General features: G+C 41.1%; 20 protein-coding genes. 14 read left to right on the top strand and 6 right to left on the bottom strand.

The features are described from left to right. Positions 1-2 precede the first annotated feature (2 nt). The 3 genes from hemN to CFH81_08290 all read right to left on the bottom strand — a co-directional run bounded on the left by hemN (position 3) and on the right by CFH81_08290 (position 3,413). Entirely contained in the window at positions 3-1,370 is a 1,368-nt protein-coding gene (gene hemN / locus CFH81_08280; protein DAB40189.1) for an oxygen-independent coproporphyrinogen III oxidase, read from the bottom strand. Then, complete coding sequence (argF, locus tag CFH81_08285) at positions 1,367-2,311, bottom strand: ornithine carbamoyltransferase (GenBank protein DAB40190.1); 945 nt, start codon at positions 2,309-2,311, stop codon at positions 1,367-1,369. Before argF ends, hemN begins: the two co-directional genes overlap by 4 nt. A gap of 130 nt (positions 2,312-2,441) precedes the next feature. Then, positions 2,442-3,413 (bottom strand): porphobilinogen synthase, encoded by a 972-nt coding sequence (locus tag CFH81_08290; protein DAB40191.1) that lies wholly within the window; start codon positions 3,411-3,413, stop codon positions 2,442-2,444. Positions 3,414-3,503: 90 nt separating this feature from the next. Between CFH81_08290 and ribA the strand changes: the two genes are divergently transcribed. The 6 genes from ribA (at position 3,504) to CFH81_08320 (ending at position 6,503) form a co-directional block, all read left to right on the top strand. Beyond that, a complete protein-coding gene (gene ribA, locus CFH81_08295) occupies positions 3,504-4,070 on the top strand; it encodes a GTP cyclohydrolase II (GenBank protein DAB40192.1) in 567 nt (188 codons plus the stop codon). A gap of 41 nt (positions 4,071-4,111) precedes the next feature. Then, on the top strand, positions 4,112-4,666 hold the full coding sequence (locus tag CFH81_08300) for a 16S rRNA (guanine(527)-N(7))-methyltransferase RsmG (GenBank protein DAB40459.1): 555 nt from the start codon (positions 4,112-4,114) through the stop codon (positions 4,664-4,666). Then, positions 4,666-4,878, top strand: a complete 213-nt coding sequence (locus CFH81_08305) for a hypothetical protein (GenBank protein ID DAB40193.1) — start codon at positions 4,666-4,668, stop codon at positions 4,876-4,878. Before CFH81_08300 ends, CFH81_08305 begins: the two co-directional genes overlap by 1 nt. 25 nt (positions 4,879-4,903) lie before the next feature. Further along, the gene (locus tag CFH81_08310) at positions 4,904-5,284 is read left to right on the top strand and encodes a hypothetical protein (GenBank protein DAB40194.1); all 381 of its coding nucleotides are present in this window, start codon (positions 4,904-4,906) and stop codon (positions 5,282-5,284) included. A 113-nt stretch (positions 5,285-5,397) separates the two neighbouring features. Next, the gene (locus tag CFH81_08315) at positions 5,398-5,979 is read left to right on the top strand and encodes a rhomboid family intramembrane serine protease (GenBank protein DAB40460.1); all 582 of its coding nucleotides are present in this window, start codon (positions 5,398-5,400) and stop codon (positions 5,977-5,979) included. 23 nt (positions 5,980-6,002) lie between these two features. Further along, positions 6,003-6,503, top strand: coding sequence for a hypothetical protein (locus tag CFH81_08320; GenBank protein DAB40461.1), 501 nt, complete (start codon positions 6,003-6,005; stop codon positions 6,501-6,503). Between the two features lie 10 nt (positions 6,504-6,513). On the opposite strand, the gene CFH81_08325 is transcribed toward CFH81_08320, so the two are convergent. The 3 genes from CFH81_08325 to bioD all read right to left on the bottom strand — a co-directional run bounded on the left by CFH81_08325 (position 6,514) and on the right by bioD (position 9,114). Then, positions 6,514-7,482, bottom strand: a complete 969-nt coding sequence (locus tag CFH81_08325; GenBank protein DAB40462.1) for an aminodeoxychorismate synthase component I — start codon at positions 7,480-7,482, stop codon at positions 6,514-6,516. Between the two features lie 91 nt (positions 7,483-7,573). Continuing rightward, entirely contained in the window at positions 7,574-8,449 is an 876-nt protein-coding gene (locus CFH81_08330; GenBank protein DAB40195.1) for an aspartate carbamoyltransferase, read from the bottom strand. A gap of 26 nt (positions 8,450-8,475) precedes the next feature. After that, a complete protein-coding gene (bioD, locus tag CFH81_08335) occupies positions 8,476-9,114 on the bottom strand; it encodes a dethiobiotin synthase (GenBank protein DAB40196.1) in 639 nt (212 codons plus the stop codon). Positions 9,115-9,183: 69 nt separating this feature from the next. On the opposite strand from bioD, the gene CFH81_08340 reads away from it, so the two are divergent. From CFH81_08340 to CFH81_08375, 8 genes are all read left to right on the top strand, one after another. Further along, positions 9,184-9,483 (top strand): ATP-dependent Clp protease adaptor ClpS, encoded by a 300-nt coding sequence (locus CFH81_08340; GenBank protein ID DAB40197.1) that lies wholly within the window; start codon positions 9,184-9,186, stop codon positions 9,481-9,483. 154 nt (positions 9,484-9,637) lie between these two features. Next, positions 9,638-11,827 carry an ATP-dependent Clp protease ATP-binding subunit ClpA gene (gene clpA, locus CFH81_08345; protein ID DAB40198.1) on the top strand — a complete coding sequence of 730 codons (2,190 nt, stop codon included), beginning with the start codon at positions 9,638-9,640 and terminating at the stop codon, positions 11,825-11,827. A 94-nt stretch (positions 11,828-11,921) separates the two neighbouring features. Then, positions 11,922-12,650: a leucyl/phenylalanyl-tRNA--protein transferase gene (locus CFH81_08350; protein ID DAB40199.1), complete on the top strand. Its 729-nt coding sequence runs from the start codon at positions 11,922-11,924 to the stop codon at positions 12,648-12,650. Further along, on the top strand, positions 12,643-13,638 hold the full coding sequence (locus CFH81_08355) for a transaldolase (GenBank protein DAB40200.1): 996 nt from the start codon (positions 12,643-12,645) through the stop codon (positions 13,636-13,638). Before CFH81_08350 ends, CFH81_08355 begins: the two co-directional genes overlap by 8 nt. An 11-nt stretch (positions 13,639-13,649) precedes the next feature. Next, positions 13,650-14,786, top strand: coding sequence for a type IV pili twitching motility protein PilT (locus CFH81_08360; protein ID DAB40201.1), 1,137 nt, complete (start codon positions 13,650-13,652; stop codon positions 14,784-14,786). Positions 14,787-14,977: 191 nt separating this feature from the next. Beyond that, on the top strand, positions 14,978-15,514 hold the full coding sequence (locus CFH81_08365) for a 50S ribosomal protein L25/general stress protein Ctc (GenBank protein ID DAB40202.1): 537 nt from the start codon (positions 14,978-14,980) through the stop codon (positions 15,512-15,514). A 24-nt stretch (positions 15,515-15,538) separates the two neighbouring features. Then, complete coding sequence (locus tag CFH81_08370; GenBank protein DAB40203.1) at positions 15,539-16,111, top strand: aminoacyl-tRNA hydrolase; 573 nt, start codon at positions 15,539-15,541, stop codon at positions 16,109-16,111. A gap of 4 nt (positions 16,112-16,115) precedes the next feature. Then, on the top strand, positions 16,116-17,189 hold the full coding sequence (locus CFH81_08375; GenBank protein DAB40204.1) for a hypothetical protein: 1,074 nt from the start codon (positions 16,116-16,118) through the stop codon (positions 17,187-17,189). Positions 17,190-17,239: the final 50 nt, after the last annotated feature.

Genomic DNA, 17,239 nt, shown 5'->3' on the forward strand with positions numbered 1-17,239 from the left:
TCTTAGACTGTTTTTGAAAATGTTTTTTTGCTTTGCGCATATTTGTTCATGTACGCATCAAACGGCATAGCAATATTTCGTATGAGAAGTGTGCCGGTCGGGCTTACGCGTATGAATTCCGGAGTCATGGTTAGCAGCTCAGCCTCCTCAAACTCTTTAAGGGATTCTATCGCATCGGCAAAATAATCGCCAAATACAATGCCGTGTTCTTTTTCAACACGCTTAATATCGACAGAGAAATTTGCCATAAGTTCCATAATGACCGCCTTACGGATAAAATCATCTTCACTTAAGGCTATTCCGCGCTCAAACGGCAGTTTTCCTGCATCAAGCGCAGCCTCATAGGTTCCCATTTCTTTAGTGTTCTGAGCATAATACCTGCTTCCCTCTCCAATACTTGTCAGTCCAATACCGATAAGATTGGCCCCTCCTTTGGTAGTATATCCTTGAAAGTTTCGATGCAGTTCTCCTTTTTCAATAGCGGTAAAAAGTTCATCTTCAGGTTTAGCAAAGTGGTCCATACCTACCATTTTATATCCATTGCGTTCAAAAAAATCAATCGTATATTGAAAAATTTGAAGTTTGACTTCAGGGGACGGAAGGGTCGTTTCATCGAATTTTCGCATGGTTTTTTTCAGCCAAGGAACATGCGCATAGTTAAAAACAGCCAGTCTGTCAGGCGCAAGACTAAAAGCAAGTTCTAATGTTTTTTTGAAACTTTCAAAGGTTTGATAAGGCAGACCGTAGATCAGATCGATATTAATGCTTTTTATGCCGTAGTTTCGTGCCAGGTCAACAGCTGATTTTGTGAGATCGTAAGGCTGAATACGATGGATTTCTTCTTGCACTTTGGGATCAAAATCCTGCACCCCAAAACTGATACGGTTAAAGCCGTGCGCGATAAATACTTTCATTTGTTCTTCATTGAAGAAGCGGGGATCGATTTCACAGCTGATCTCGGCGTTTTGGCTCCAGTTGGGAAATTTTGACTTGATATAGGTGACAATCTCATCAAGCTCAAAAGCTTTGTAAAAGGTTGGGGTTCCTCCCCCAAAGTGAAACTGTATCACTTCTCTTGAAGTATCAAGAGACAAAGCCAAAATGTCAATCTCTTTTTTAAGATAATCTACATAACGGCTTAGTTTATCTTCTTTGGAAGTGAAGACCACATTGCATCCGCAAAAATAGCAGGCACTGCGGCAAAAAGGCAAATGCACATACAAAGAGAGCTTTCCTTGTTCTGTTTTAAGGCATTGAAGATAGTTTTCGTAGGAGAATGCTTCATTAAACTCCAACGCAGTAGGGTAACTGGTGTAACGAGGACCGGGCTTGGAGTATTTGCTGAATTTTTCTAAATCAATTTGGCTCAATTTATTTTCCTTGTTTCTTCATTGCGATGATTGTTCAGCCACACCATAATCCCTTTTTGTGCATGAAGCCTGTTTTCTGCTTCGTTGAAGATCTCTTCCGCGTGCGCTTCAAAAACCTCTTCGCTTACCTCATGCCCCCTATAGGCAGGTAAACAGTGCAAGAAAATAGCATCTTTTTTCGCTAAAGACATCATCGTATCATCTACCATATAGCCCTCAAACGCCCTAAGTCGGATCTCTTTTTCCTGCTCTTGTCCCATGGAAACCCAGGTATCTGTAGTTACCACATCGGCATTTCTGACTGCCTCTTTGGGATCATTTCCAAAAATGATTTGGGCTCCGCTTTCTTTGGCTATGCTGAGTGCCTTCTGGGTGACGGCTTTATCGCATTCATAGCCTTGAGGTGTGGCTATTCGCAGTTCAAATCCAAGTTTTGCAGCAAGCATCAGCCAAGAGTGTGCCATATTGTTTCCGTCCCCTATATAAGCCACAACAGGGTTTTTGTCTTTACCAAACTCTATCATCGTCAGATAATCTGTCATGAGTTGCACAGGATGGTAGGAATCGGTTAATCCGTTGATGACAGGCACTTTGGAGTAAGAGGCAAATTCTTCAAGCTTGCTTTGCTCAAAGGTGCGTATCATCACCATGTCCACCATGCGGGAGATTACTCTGGCTGTATCCTTCATCGGTTCTCCCCGCCCCAGCTGGATATCATTGGCAGAAAGAAAAAGTCCCACCCCACCCAGCTGATAGATGCCCGTTTCAAAACTTACGCGTGTACGTGTAGAGCTTTTTTCAAAGATCATACCTAGCGTCTGGTGTTCCATGTAGGGAACAAACTGTTTTTGTTTGGTTTGCGCTTTGATCTTTTGTGCCAAAGCGATCATCTCTAGAAGCTCATCTTTGGTGAAATCTGCCAATGTTAAAAAATGTCTCATCTGTGTATCCTCGTACCGGAACCATAGCGGTGAAAATTTAAAAGAAATCATTTTACCATAAAAGGTTTGAAAGTCCAATAGGGTTAAACGAAGAAGTTTAGTCTCCCCCCGGACTCAAGAAGAAAACTATTTATTTTTGCAGCAAGAGAGCCGCCTCTTTTGCATGGTAAGTAATGATGATATCCGCTCCGGCACGTTTAAATGCGATCAATGTTTCCATCATCACCTTTTCATAGTCTATAACACCTGCCTTGGCAGCCATTTTGAGCATAGCATATTCGCCTGAGACATTATAGACAGCCAAAGGCAGATTGGTATTGTTTTTGATATCTCTGACTATATCAAGATAAGCAAGGGCGGGTTTGACCATCAGGATATCTGCTCCCTCTTTTTCATCCTCCATGCTTTCGGCGATCGCTTCACTTCTGTTGGCAGGATTCATCTGGTAGCTTCTTCTGTCTCCAAAGCTTGGGCTTGATTCTGCTACGTCCCGGAATGGACCATAGTAGGCCGAGGCAAATTTAGTAGAGTAGCTCATTACAGGAAGATTTTCATATCCGGCCGCATCAAGTCCTTTTCTGATTGCGGTGATCATTCCATCCATCATTCCGCTTGGGGCAATCATATCTGCGCCCGCCTTCGCATGTACGACTGCTTGTGCGGCAAGGTTATCAAGCGTAATATCGTTGTCAACAGTATGCAAAACAGGATCAAGCACGCCGCAATGCCCGTGGTCCGTGTACTCGCAAAAACAAAGATCTGTCACAATAAACATTTCAGGGTGTGCACTTTTGATCGCCCTGATCGTCTGAGCGATGATTCCGTGTTCGCACATCGCGTCGCTGCCTACGCTGTCTTTGACGTCAGGTATTCCAAAAAGTATGATGGCGTAAATTCCCAGTTTCTTTAGCTCTTCACACTCTTTGATGATTTCATCAATGCTCATTTGGTAAACACCCGGCATCGAGGCCACTTCGTTTTTAATTCCTGTGCCGTTTCTTGCAAAAAGCGGATAGATAAAATCATCTATACGCAGATGCGTTTCTTGGAGCAGGTCTCTTAAAACCGGATTGATTCTTCTTCTTCTAAAACGTGTAAACATGATAATAACCTTACGATGATATTAAAAGTATTTTACAATAATTATCAATTATTCATTATTAATTATTCATTCTTGATGTATAATTCTGCCATGAATAGTATCAAAATATCAAAAGTCGCACAGCTTCCTACAAGCTACGGCACGTTTAAAATTCAAGCATTTAGAGAGCATGAGAAAGAGCATTTGGCTATTTTTACTGAACCTCTGCCGGAAATTCCGGTGGTGCGTGTACATTCTGAATGCCTGACAGGGGATGCGCTTGGTTCTTTAAAGTGCGATTGCGGGCAACAGCTTCAAGCAGCATTGAAGTATATTGCCAAAGAAGGCGGTATGGTTATTTATCACAGGCAAGAAGGCAGAAATATAGGGCTTCTTAACAAAGTCAATGCCTATGCGCTTCAAGATCAAGGGTATGATACTGTCGCAGCCAACCATCAGCTTGGATTTAAAGCTGATGAGCGTACCTATGAGGTGGTTGAGTTTATTTTGAATTTTTTTGGAATTAAAAAAATGAAACTTCTTACCAACAATCCTAAAAAAATAGAAAGCCTCGAAAATATTGAGATCGTAGAGCGTTTACCCATACAAATGGAGTCTAATCCTTATAATGAAGGGTATTTGAAGGTCAAAAAAGAACAGATGGGACATTTGCTTTAGTGAAAAGTGATACTCTTGAAAAATTATTAAGAAATGAAGAGATCAAGATTGATGAAAGTGCAGCAGAAAAACTTGTTCGTTTTGCCAATCTGCTCCACGAATGGAATCAGATACATAACTTTACCGGCGCCAGAACGATAACCGATATCTATAGAAATATCGTTGACTCACTGTATCCTCTCACGTTTATCTCTCTCCCCAAAACATTATTGGATGTAGGTACCGGAGCAGGGTTTCCGGGTCTTGTATTGGCCGTTGCTCTGCCGGACACCTTGGTTTTGCTCGCCGAGCCTCTTAAAAAAAGAGTCTCTTTTCTTAAATATGCGATCATGGATTTGGGACTTGATAATGTAACCGTGGAAGCTAAAAGGGTAGAAAATATAGAGCATGAGCCTTTCGAGCTCATCTCTTCCCGCGCTGTGACAAATACTAGATTGCTTTTGGATTTGACGCAAAAGGTTAGTGATCAAAAAACAGCTTATTTGTTTTACAAAGGAAGCCGTGTTTTTGAAGAAGTCGGAGAGGTGCAACATCAGTTAAGTTATGATATAGTTCAAAAAAACCAACGCAATTATTTATATATTAAAGGGCAGTGATGGTAGTGAAGCTTCTTATTTTTCTTTTAGTGGGACTGGCCATCTATAAATTTTTTGGCGGTAAATTTCCTGCATTTGGCAAAACAAAAGAAGAAAAAAAAGTGGAAGAAGACACGCTTGTGGAGTGTGAAAAGTGCGGTACATACGTGACACTCAAAGAAAGTATCGTTGTGCAAGGAAAGCACTACTGTTCCAAAGAGTGCGCCAGATAAAATATTGCAGGAAAGTGGAGACAGTATGATTATTATAGGTCATCCGTGGATAAAAAGCAGTCGTTTTCGATATGCATTTTCACAAGAAGACATCAAGCAGACGCAGGCAGATGACATTGTTTTGCTAGAACCGTTATCGGACTCACATGGACATGCCAGATACTGTCAGGCAAACCACATTCCTTACGGCGTGGTCGTCAGCACCGTAGAGGATGCCGTTTTGGCAAATGCCCTGGGGGCTTCCTATATTATCTGTGAAGAAGATGATGCCCTAGAGATACAGCCTGTGGCGCAAGCATATCTTTTTGATACCCGTGTGCTGGTGCTTGTGTATGATCCTAAAAAAATCAGCAAGCTCGCAAAAGAAGGGATTGACGGTGTTCTTTTTGCAGAAGCTATCTACTGATAAAAGTATGTCCATTGCGTGAATTTGGTCAATTTAAACTCACCTATACGATCATTATCCTCAATTTTTCAGCTTATCTTTTTACTTCTTTTTTGAGTGGCAGTATTGCAGAGATGGATTTGCAAAAACTGGTTGATGGGGGCGCATTGTATGGTCCTTATGTGGTATTCAAAGAGGAGTGGTGGCGTTTGGGAAGCGCGATGTTTTTGCACGGCGGAATGACGCATTTTTTGATGAATATGGTCTCTTTGTATCTTATAGGAAGAGGTGCGGAGATCTATTTTGATGCCAAGTCGTATATGGGGATTTACTTTTTTTCAGGGATTATCGGATCGCTTGTTTCTTTGACAGTGCATCCTCAGAGTGTGGGTGTCGGGGCATCGGGTGCGGTATTTGGTCTTTTTGGGGCCTTGGCAGGATTTTTCCTGGCACATCGTGACAAGATTGCCCCGCAAAGCAAAGCGTTTATGAAAGATTTCGGAATAATCATTCTTGTTAATGGTATATTTGGATTGGCCATCCCAAGTGTGGACATGAGCGCGCATATTGGAGGGCTGGTCGTAGGATTTGTTGGCGGATTTATGATTCAGCGAAATGCACAATGGTTTATATTTTATGTCATAGCGATGGCAGCAGTCATCTTCTTTTTTTATGCCGCTCTGCCAGGGGTGTATAGGGATATATTCAGGCCATGAAATACTTTTTGGGCTTCATTTTAATTTACTTTTTTTCCGGATGCAGTGTCAAGCCTGCGACTTCCCCTTCTCAAGCGAAAGTAACGCAGCTTACACAGCAATTTGTCCGACTGGATCGAAGCGTTTCATATGCGGAAGCACAAATGCTTGCTTTGGATATTTTTGATTATACGACCCAATTGGCACAAAAGTACGATTTGGTTTCTCCTCCGATGTTCCATAACTTTTTAGTCAACACGGGCATGCGCGAAGGAGGATTGTGCTACCAGTGGAGTGATGCGCTCTATGAGCATTTGCTCGCAAAAAAATATCCCGGCTTTGAGTTTCATTTGGCCGTAGCGAATGAGGGAGAGTATTGGAGCGAACACAATGCCTTGGTTGTTGTACAAAAAGGAGGAAAGGCCGAGGAGGGGATTATTGTTGATCCATGGCGTCATTCGGGCAAACTCTTTTTTACAAAATTCAAAGAAGACCCCCTGTATCAATGGCAGCACAGGCTCAATAGATGTCGATGCAAAGAGTAGTCGTTTTGATTTAGAGGGGAAGATAAATTTTGTCTATCAACTCTTGGTATTCGCTGGACGCCTCACTGTCTAGAGTGATGCCTCCGCCACTTTTATAGAAAAGTTTTTTGTTCTCTTGTTCTATAAAGCGTATCATTACACTTGATCGCACGGTCGCATTGTTATAGATGCCAAAAATACCGGTATAAAAACCTCTATCATAATCTTCTATACGGTTGATGATACCGACAGTGCTTTTTTTAGGTGTGCCTGAGACTGAGCCTGCAGGCAGAATTTTAGACAGAAGTGCACCAAAATGATCCTGCCAATTCTCAGGAAGTTTGGCTGTGATCTTTGAGCTAACCTGTAAAAGCTCTTTTTCTCCGGCTTGAATTTTCTCAATGTAGCGGAATTTCTCTACATTGACTTCTGAGGCGATCATCCCAAGATCGTTGCGCATCAGATCTACGATCATCACATGTTCGGCCATCTCTTTTTCATTATTAAGGATTGTTGACCGGGCATTGGAGAGATTGGCATCTATGGTGCCTTTCATAGGATATGTTGCAATAATGTTTTCTTTTATCTCTATAAAAGGTTCGGGTGAAAAACAGATAAATTCATCTTTGAAATAGAGCTTGAATTTGGCGTTTGCATGGGTAAAAATTTCTTTGAGAGTAAGATTAGTATTTATGGGGGTTTTGAAGGTAAGATTGAGCAAATAGGTATTGCCCGCGCGTATCTCTTCTTGTATGTGTTCTAGTGTTTTTTTGTAATGGGCAAAATCAACAGGAAATGCATCAAAAAAGATTTTGTGTGCAGATTTTTCTGGAGGATAATTACGCCAATCTCCCAATTTGTAGTAAATTTCCTTTTCCAGCGATTCTAAAGGGCTGGCAAAGATTTTTTGTGTATCAAAGGAGATGACAAAGAGGAAAGGAGTTTTTGTCCGGGTCAAATCGGTAATTTTTTTGAAGCCGTTTTCTTTATTGAACCACATAGTCTGCAACTCTTCCTCTAAATACATGAACAGTTTGTTTCTTTACCGATGCAGCAAAATGCTCTCTTTGCTTTGTTTTCAAAATGAATAGTTAAGAATCCAAAAGCAATAGCTTTAAGACAGCCATACGGATATAGACGCCGTTATTGACCTGGGGCAGGACTTTGCACCTTGGATCGTTGAGTACCTCATTAGAGATATCGATATTGCGCATCACAGGTCCTGGGTGCAATATGAGGATTTCTCTGTCTTGCAGTCTTTCGTTGGTAATACAGTAGTGTTTGGCATACTCTTGATAATCATCAAAGATCGGCGAAGCATGACGTTCAAGCTGCGCTCTAAGGCTCATAATAATATTGACCTTGTCCAGCACCTCTTCAAGAGACTCGTATTGCGGCAGATCACTGTGAGGCATGAAAGGTTTTGGTGCGACAAGGATTACGTTCATTCCCATACGCGTAAAGAGCCGGATTCCGGAGCTGGCTACCCGTGAACTGACAATATCGCCGACGATCGCAATGGTTTTGCCTTTTAGATCGCCAAAATGTTCCTGCATGGTAAAAAGGTCAAGAAGGGCTTGGGTAGGGTGTGCGTAGTTTCCTGCGCCCGCATTGATTACTGAGGTCATTTTTTTGTCTGCCAAGAGTTGCGGCGTATCATTTTCCCAGTGGCGTATAATTACACCATCAGGCTCCATAGCACAAAGATTGGCAAAAGTATCTTCAAGCGTTTCGCCTTTATTGGTCGAACTTCTCGAGGGGTCAAGATGCACTACTGTAGCCCCGAGTCTTTTGGCTGCAACTTCAAAAGAGCTTCGTGTGCGCGTGGAATTTTCAAAAAAAAGAGTGATAAGAAGTTTGTCACGAAGCAGGTGCGGAGGGCGTTGATGCTTAAAGCGTTTCGCATCTTCCAATATTTGAATTATCTGCTTGTCTGAGAGATCGGTAGTATCTAATAAATGCTGCATGAACACCCTTTAAAATAATTTTGTCATTATAGCAAATAGCTGCTAATAAATGTGTTGAGATCTGTCTGAACGCTCCACCATGAGGGAAATACTTCGTCATAAAAGGGTTTGCTGACCGTATCAAAATACTCTTTCTCTTGATGCAGATTGACACACCAGTCAAAGGGGATATTTCGAGACCGTAGGGCTTCCATTGAAAGTAAAGTGTCATTGATGCACCCCAGACGACTGGGTGTAATCAAGAGCATTTTGGCCTGAAACTGTTTGATGAGGTCTATCACCATGAAATCTTTCATTATGGGCACCATCAGTCCCCCTGCGCCTTCAATTAAAAGCAAGTCGCAAAGTGCTGAGAGCTGATGATATTTTTTCATGATTTGATTTTTTTGTATAGTATGCCTTGTGTCCGCACAAAATGGTGCAGCAGGGAGAGCAAAAGTGTATGCAGTGACCTCTTTTGGGGTAAGGGTTTTAAACATTGGATTTACTTTTTGGCAGGCTTTAAGAAGAAGAGCCGCATCTTGCGGTTCTTCTTCTACTCCTGTTTCAATAGGCTTAAAAACACCTACTTTTACCCCTTGTTTGGCAAAGCCTTCGATAAGCAGAAGCGTGGTGTGTGTTTTGCCTACATTGGTTCCTGTGGCACCAATAAAAAGTGTTTGCACTTGAAAATCTCCAATTTTTATGTATAATTAAAATCGTATAATGATATCGATAGAGGATTTTAACATAAGATGCCAAAGTTTGAAGAAGAGTTAGATTGTCCGGTCGAATTAAAAGAACCGGCACGATACAAAGTATTGCTGCATAATGATGACTATACAAGTATGGATTTTGTGGTAGAGATACTCGTGCGCATCTTTTATAAAAATCATAGCGAAGCCGAACGCATTATGCTCCAGATTCATGAAAAAGGAAAAGCCATATGCGGGATCTATTCTTTTGAAATAGCACAAACCAAGGCACAGCAAGTAAAGCAGCTTGCCAAGCAAAACGAGTTTCCTTTACTTGCTACAATTGAAGAGGATGTCTAGATGATAAGATCATTCATTGTCAGACTGATAGAAGGTTTTTCTTGGCGAAAAGTTTGTGCAATCTGTTGCATATCAGAACAAAAAGTACATACGGCAAAGAATTGATTTATATGGGACAGATATCACTGAAAGACAGACAATAAAGGAGAACAGGATGATAAGTTTAGCACTCAATGATGTATTTAAGCATGCCGTAGCCTATGCCAAAGAGAATAGACATGAATATCTCACAGTTGAACATGTGTTTTTGGCGATCATAAGAAGCGAAGAAGGCAAAGAGATACTCCTGGCGCTCGGCGCAAATGTGACGGCACTCAAACAGGGAATCGCAGAGCACATTAACAAAACAATTCCCATACTCAAAGAAGCCGTCGAACCGTTTGAAACCGTGGCGCTCTCTCGGGCGATCAATGATATGATGACGCATATTCACAGTTCAGGGAGGACGGAGGCCGGTATTGGGGACATGCTCGCTGCTATTTTTATGCAAGAACACTCTTATGCGGTTTATTTGATGAAAAAAGAGGGAATTGCCAGGGTAGATGTTCTTGAAGTTATTTCGCATCGCGGCATAGCACGCAAATCAGATCAAAAGGCTGAGCCAAAAGAAGAGACATTGCTGGATCAATTTACCACAGAACTTGTCGGGCTTGCAAAAAAAGGAAATATTGATCCTGTTGTGGGGCGCGCAGAGGAGATTGAACGCGTTATGCAGACGTTATGCAGACGCAAAAAAAACAATCCTCTGTTGGTGGGAGAACCCGGCGTAGGAAAAACGGCTATTGCTGAGGGTTTGGCGCTTAAAATTTCCCAGGGTGAGGTTCCTGAAGTACTGAAAAATGCAAAGATATTTGCATTGGAGATGGGAGCACTGGTTGCCGGAACGAAATATAGGGGAGATTTTGAGAAACGGCTCAAAGGAATTATTGCCGAACTTGGAACGATAGAAAATGCTATTTTGTTTGTCGATGAGATTCACACCATGGTTGGTGCGGGTGCAACAAGCGGAGGAAGTATGGATGCTTCCAATCTGCTTAAGCCTGCTCTTGCCCGAGGAGAGCTGAAATGCATCGGTGCAACCACTTACGCAGAGTACAGAAACTTTTTTGATAAAGACAAAGCGCTAAGCAGAAGATTTGCCAAGATCGATGTGGAGGAGCCAAGCGCGGAAGATACAATGATCATCTTGCAAGGCATTAAGCACAAATATGAATCTTATCACGACATTCGTTTTACCGACGAAGCTCTGCAAAGTGCTATTGATTTGAGCGTCAAATATCTGCATGATAGATTTTTGCCGGATAAAGCAATGGATATCATCGATGAAGTGGGAGCACACTTTATGCTTAAGGGAAAAAAAGGCGTAGTGATACAATCTGAAGATATTCAGCGGAGTGTCGCAAAGATGCTTAAGCTTCCTTCATCCATCATAGGAACGGATGAAACAAAAAAACTTGCAGCGCTTCAAAAAGAGTTGGCATCACACATTATAGGCCAAGACGAAGCTATCAAGGCATTAGTGGGGGCCATTAAGCGATCCTATGCAGGACTTAATGTCCCCGATAAACCGATAGGATCATTTCTTTTTGTGGGTCCGACAGGCGTGGGAAAAACAGCATTGGCTACACAGCTGGCAAAATCTATGGGTGTGCATTTTGAGCGTTTGGATATGAGTGAGTATATGGAAAAACACTCTGTAAGCCGTTTGGTGGGTGCGCCTCCGGGGTATGTGGGGTATGAGCAGGGAGGATTACTTACGGAGATGATCAAAAAACATCCCCATACAGTACTGTTGCTTGATGAGGTAGAAAAAGCGCATCCGGATATTATGAATATTTTATTGCAAGTGATGGATGGTGCAAAGCTTACGGACAACAATGGAATAGTAAGCGACTTTAAAAATGTTATCTTGATCATGACTTCCAATATCGGCACCAAAGAAGCCAATGTGATGGGTTTTACCAAAGATGTTTCAATGAAAACAGATAAAGCTTTGGCAGATTTCTTTAGTCCGGAATTTAGAAATCGTCTGAGCGCAACGATTTATTTCAATTCGCTCTCCCTGGATGTGCTGACAGGGATCGTAGATACAGAAATTGATAAACTTAATAGGTTGCTAAAAGCAAAAAAAGTCACAGTCAAGCTTGATAAAAAAGCGAAAGAATATTTGGCTAAAGAGGGCTATGATGAGCGTTACGGCGCAAGACATATCGCGCGAGTGATTGAAGAAAAAATTAAAGAAACACTTACCGATGAAATTCTTTTTGGAGCACTCAAAAATGGGGGTGAAGCAAAAGTAAGCTATAAAAAAGAGAAGTTAAATTTTTTATTTGAGGGAAAATGATTCAAAACATTGTGTCAAATGACTCTATCTATAAGAAAATTTATATAGTCAAATTTTGTTAAAGTACGAACAGTGATAATAAAGAGGAGTTCGAATGGCTTCGATGTTTGAGGAGGGGTACTGTGTTCCTCCATTGGGGGATTCTTATATTTTTCCAAACCCGCGGCTTGCTTCAGATGAAGGACTGCTTGCGTATGGGGGCGATCTTTCGGTAAATCGTCTTTTAACTGCATACCGTAAAGGTATTTTTCCTTGGTATAATGCAGGGGATCCGATACTGTGGTGGTCTCCTAACCCTAGACTTTTACTCTATCCTGATCGCTTCAAAGTAAAAAAATCTTTCCATCGTGTGCTGCGAAACGGACAATTTACTGTAACTTTTGACAGGCAGTTTGCCGATGTAATCAATCTGTGCGCAACCGTTCCAAGAGAGGGACAAAGAAGTTCCTGGATTATTCCGGAAATGCGAATGGCCTACCTGGAACTTTATCGGCATGGATTTGCCCATAGTGTCGAGGTATACAAAGAGGGCAAATTGGTAGGAGGGCTTTATGGCATTGCAATGGGAAAAGGTTTTTTTGGCGAATCAATGTTTTCGTTGGTTTCTAACGCATCCAAGGTCGCTTTTAAGGCACTAAGTGATGTTTTAGGCTCTAAAGGCTATGATTTTATAGATTGCCAAATGAAAACAGGTCATTTGGTAAGTTTAGGCGCCCAGGTAATTACAAGGGATAGATTCTTGGATGAACTTGAGCTTACTTTACAAAAACCTAGCGATTTAGGGCATTGGCATCATTTTTTTTGGGAGTATAATAATGGTTAACACGGAAATCGGTTTTTCGTTGTGGTTGGATTTTGTGGAGAGGGATTTCCTTAGAAATGATTTTATAAATTTGATTGAATCGGGCACCATTAATGGCGCAACTAGCAATCCTTCTATTTTTGCCTCAGCTATTACAACTTCTGACGCTTATAAAGAGCAACTGGAGCTTCTTTTTGGAAAAAGTGCCAAAGAGAAGTATGAAGCGCTTGCGATTGCAGATATTAAAATGGCTGCAATTGAACTCAGAGGTATTTATGATGAAGGCAGAGACGGTTATATTTCTATCGAAGTAGACCCTTTTTTATCCAACGATACACATGCAACGGTCGAAGAAGGAAAAAGGCTTTTTAAGGCGATAGGCGAACCCAACGTTATGGTGAAAGTGCCTGCGACAGAAGCAGGATATGCCGCGATGACGGAATTGCTTAGCACCGGGATATCAGTCAATGCAACATTGATCTTCTCTCCTGAACAAGCCAAAAAATGTCTGTCTGCGATGAAACAAGGATTGGATATTTTTGAAAATAGCGGCGGGAGAAGAGCTGAAGCGGTTATTTCAATTTTTGTAAGCCGTTTTGACAGACTGCTTGACCCTCTCTTAAAAGAAAAAGGGTTGCCTACGGCAAAAACAGGTATTTTAAATGCAGCAAAAATCTATAACCTTATCGAGGATAATCGTACACCAAGCATCCGCACTCTTTTTGCGAGTACAGGAGTAAAGGGTAATGATCTGGATGCAGATTATTATATCCGTGAACTTCTGGCACCGCGTTCTGTCAATACGGCGCCTTTGTCTACCATAGAATCCTATATCAAATCCAAAGCTACACCGCCAAAATTGCCTATTGCCGATGAAGAGATCGATGCATATTTTGATGCACTTAAAGTTGCCGGCATTTCTATGGAAGAAGCATACGATATATTGCTCCGCGAGGGACTGGAAGCATTCGAAAAAGCATTTCAAGAGATGCTGGAGACACTTGGATAGGGAAAAAAGTAATGGAAGAAAAACTCAAGCTATATCTTCGTACAATGATCAGCAACAAAGGAAGCGACCTTCATGTAAAATCAGGCGCAATTGTAAGAGTGCGGATAGATGGTATCTTGAAGTTGTTGGGAAAAGAGGCTGTGAGTGCCCCCGAAGTAGATACCATTGCTCAAGAAATCATGACACAAGAGCAGTACGAGAAACTCAAATCAGACAAGAGCCTTGATTTTACCTATGTTTTGAGCGAAGAGTATCGTTTTCGTGTAAACTTCTTTTATCAAATGGACGGCTTGAGCGCTGTTTTCCGTGTGATTCCGGTAAAAATAGCTTCGCTTGACGAGCTAAACCTTCCTGAAGTAATTAAAACATTTACGCAAATACAGCGCGGATTGGTATTGGTCACAGGGGTCACGGGAAGCGGCAAGTCAACCACGTTGGCAGCACTGCTTGATAAAATAAACAATGAACAAAAAAAACATATTATTACCATCGAGGATCCTATAGAGTTTATCCATAAAGATAAAGGATGCTTGATCAATCAGCGATCCATAGGCCAGGATACTCGCTCTTTTTCTGACGCGCTTAGGGGTGCGCTCAGAGAAGATCCTGATATCATACTGGTGGGAGAGATGAGGGATTTGGAAACCATAGATATCGCATTGCATGCAGCCAATACGGGCCACTTGGTTTTTTCTACTTTGCACACACTTGATGCCAAGGAAACCATAGACAGAATCATAGGTATGTTTGAAAAAGAAGAGCAAAACCGTATTCGGGGGTCTTTAGCTTCTGTGCTGGAGGGAGTGATTTCTCAGAGATTGATTCCCACTAAAACAGGGGGAAGGATTGCGGGCATTGAAATTCTTAAAAAGACAGCCAGAATTCAACAGCTTATTATGGAAAACCGTGACTATGAAATCCCCGATGCGCTCTCTGAGGGAAAAGAAATATATGGGACACAAACTTTTGATCAGGCCCTTTTGGATCTTGTGCGTTTTGATACTATCTCTCAGGAGACAGCATTGGAGTATGCCAGCAATCCGTCTGATTTGAAATTGAAAATGCAAGGCGTTGGAAAAGGTGCGCTTGTAGATGAAAATGCATACATGCGCAAAACAGAAGTATTTGATTTTAAAGAGGTAGAGTAAGCGCTATTGCAGCAAACGGCTGTTTGCTGCTGGGGAGCAGTGAAGAAAAGCGGGTTGGATGAGAAGGTTTGGGCAGTGTTTTTCTTCAAGATTATTTTAATAAAAATTCGATATAATCCCCCTCTATTTTACAAATCCTAAGATGAGTACGAAGTTTTTGTGAGAAGAATTTATTTACAAGGAAACAGATTATGTTAGAAGGTATCGTTAGAGAGAGTATCGGAAAGAGCAATGCAAAAAAGCTTAAAAGAGATGGTTATCTAATCGCTAATATTTATGCAAACGGCGTTGAAAATATTGACGCTGCATTTAAACGCGGGGAATTTGCAAGAACAGTAAGAAACAAAAATACACTTGCATTCCCGGTAAAAGTTGGCGACAAAGAACTTAATGTAGTGGTGCAAGAGTATCAATTGCATCCGGTAACCGGAGATGTGGCTCATGTTGATTTGAGAGTGGCAGTACCCGGTCAGGTAACAAATTTCCTTGTACCCGTCAAAACAAATGGAATACCTAAAGGTCTTAAAAATAAAGGTGTTTTGATTATTTCTAAAAAAAGAATCAAAGTAAGAGGGGCTATCGAGAATATGCCTGCAAATTTTGACCTTGACGTATCTTCTCTTGATAGAGATGACAGCATCTTGATTAGAGATATTCAGGTGCCGGCAGGATGTCGTTTGATGGATAGACCAGACGTTGCTATTTGCGGTGTGATTAAAGCAAAATAGTAAAAACAAGTAAAAAGTAAAGTCGTGATGCTTTTCGTAGGTCTAGGCAATCCGGGATCACAATACGAAAACACACGGCACAACATCGGCTTTAAAGTAATCGACGCACTAGTCGAAACATTTAAAACTATGGATGTCTCCAAAGCCTCATTTCAAGGCACTCTTTACAAAGCCACTTCAGCACTTTTTTTAAAACCAACTACATTTATGAATCTTTCCGGTAAAAGTGTTCAGGCGGTCAAACAGTTTTACAAAATAGACTTAGAAAATATTATTGTGGTGCATGATGATATTGATTTGCCTTTTGGCGCAGTTCGTTTTAAAAAAGGTGGAGGACACGGAGGGCACAATGGACTTAAATCCATTGATGCCCATATCGGAGAATCGTATGTACGCGTAAGAGTAGGGGTGGGCAAACCCAGTCACAAATCTCAAGTAGCTGATTATGTTTTGCATGATTTTCATGTTGATGAGGCGTTGTATTTAAGCGCATTGATTGACCATGTTGCTCAAGCATGCAAGGCTTTGCTTTCAGAAGATTTTAATGAAATAAAATCCAAATACAGTCTCAAGTCAATAGAAAGTTTAAAAGCTTAAGTTTATGATGCCTTCACTCTATTTTTGGTATTTGATAAAACTCTACACCAAAAACCTTTTAGCGATATTGTTTGGTCTTTCTTTTTCTTTTGCCGTTATTGATTATTTTCAGCACATACGGCATTTTGATGTCTCTTTCAACTATAAAGTACTTTATATTTTTTATATATGGCAGGAAGCATTGGGGCTGCTTTATCCTTTGGCCATTGTTTTTGCTCTCATTGTGACAAAATTTCATTTGATAAAAAACAATACGATGGGGGCATTGCATGCATTTGGATATGACAAAAAGAGACTTTCCGTACCGTTTGCAACGGCGGCTTTTGCGACCTATCTTCTTTTTGTCGCATTGCATACCACGGAATTTTCTTACGCCAAAGAGAAAGCGGAACATTTGCTTAAAAATGAGATCCATGCGTATAATCTTAATGATCTTTTTTTTAAATATAACGATACGTTTGTCTATATCAAAAAACTTGATCCCGTGACTAAAACGCTTGAGGATATCACTATTTTTAGAGTTAACGGCTTCCAGGTAGACTACACTATTCATGCACAAAGTGCAAGTTTTGACGGTACTCAGTGGAATGCCCATAATGCAACCTTAAAAACACATATTTATAAAAATGGTGTGCTAGAAAGATATACCGTCGAACATAAAACGCTTATTAAAACACTGCAGGGATATAAACCTAAAATCATTCAATCTCTTTATGAAGGCGAAGAGCTTAATATTATTGATGCTTTCCACGCGTACAGGCTGTTGCAAAAACAACAGCTTGATTCTCATAAAATACGTGCAGTATTTTATGAGAAAGCCGTTGTACCGCTTTTTGCTCCCGCATTATTGCTGATTTTATTTTTTAAGCTGCCTTTTCATGCACGATTTATGCATACCGGCAAGACAATCTCTCTTTCGTTGGGAGCCACATTTGTGACGTGGGGGGTACTGTTTGGATTAAAGCAAATAGGTCAAAGCGGCATAGTGTTGCCTGAATTTACCGCTCTTTTTCCTGTCGCATTGTTATGGGTATATGCTCTGTATGTGTATGCTACCGATGAAAAAAAAATTACGTAACTGCCTTCTTATCATTTTTTAGATAAAATCTCTCTAAATATTATCGCCCC

The sequence above is a fragment of the Sulfurovum sp. UBA12169 genome (genome assembly GCA_002742845.1).
In the GTDB taxonomy this organism is placed as follows: domain Bacteria; phylum Campylobacterota; class Campylobacteria; order Campylobacterales; family Sulfurovaceae; genus Sulfurovum.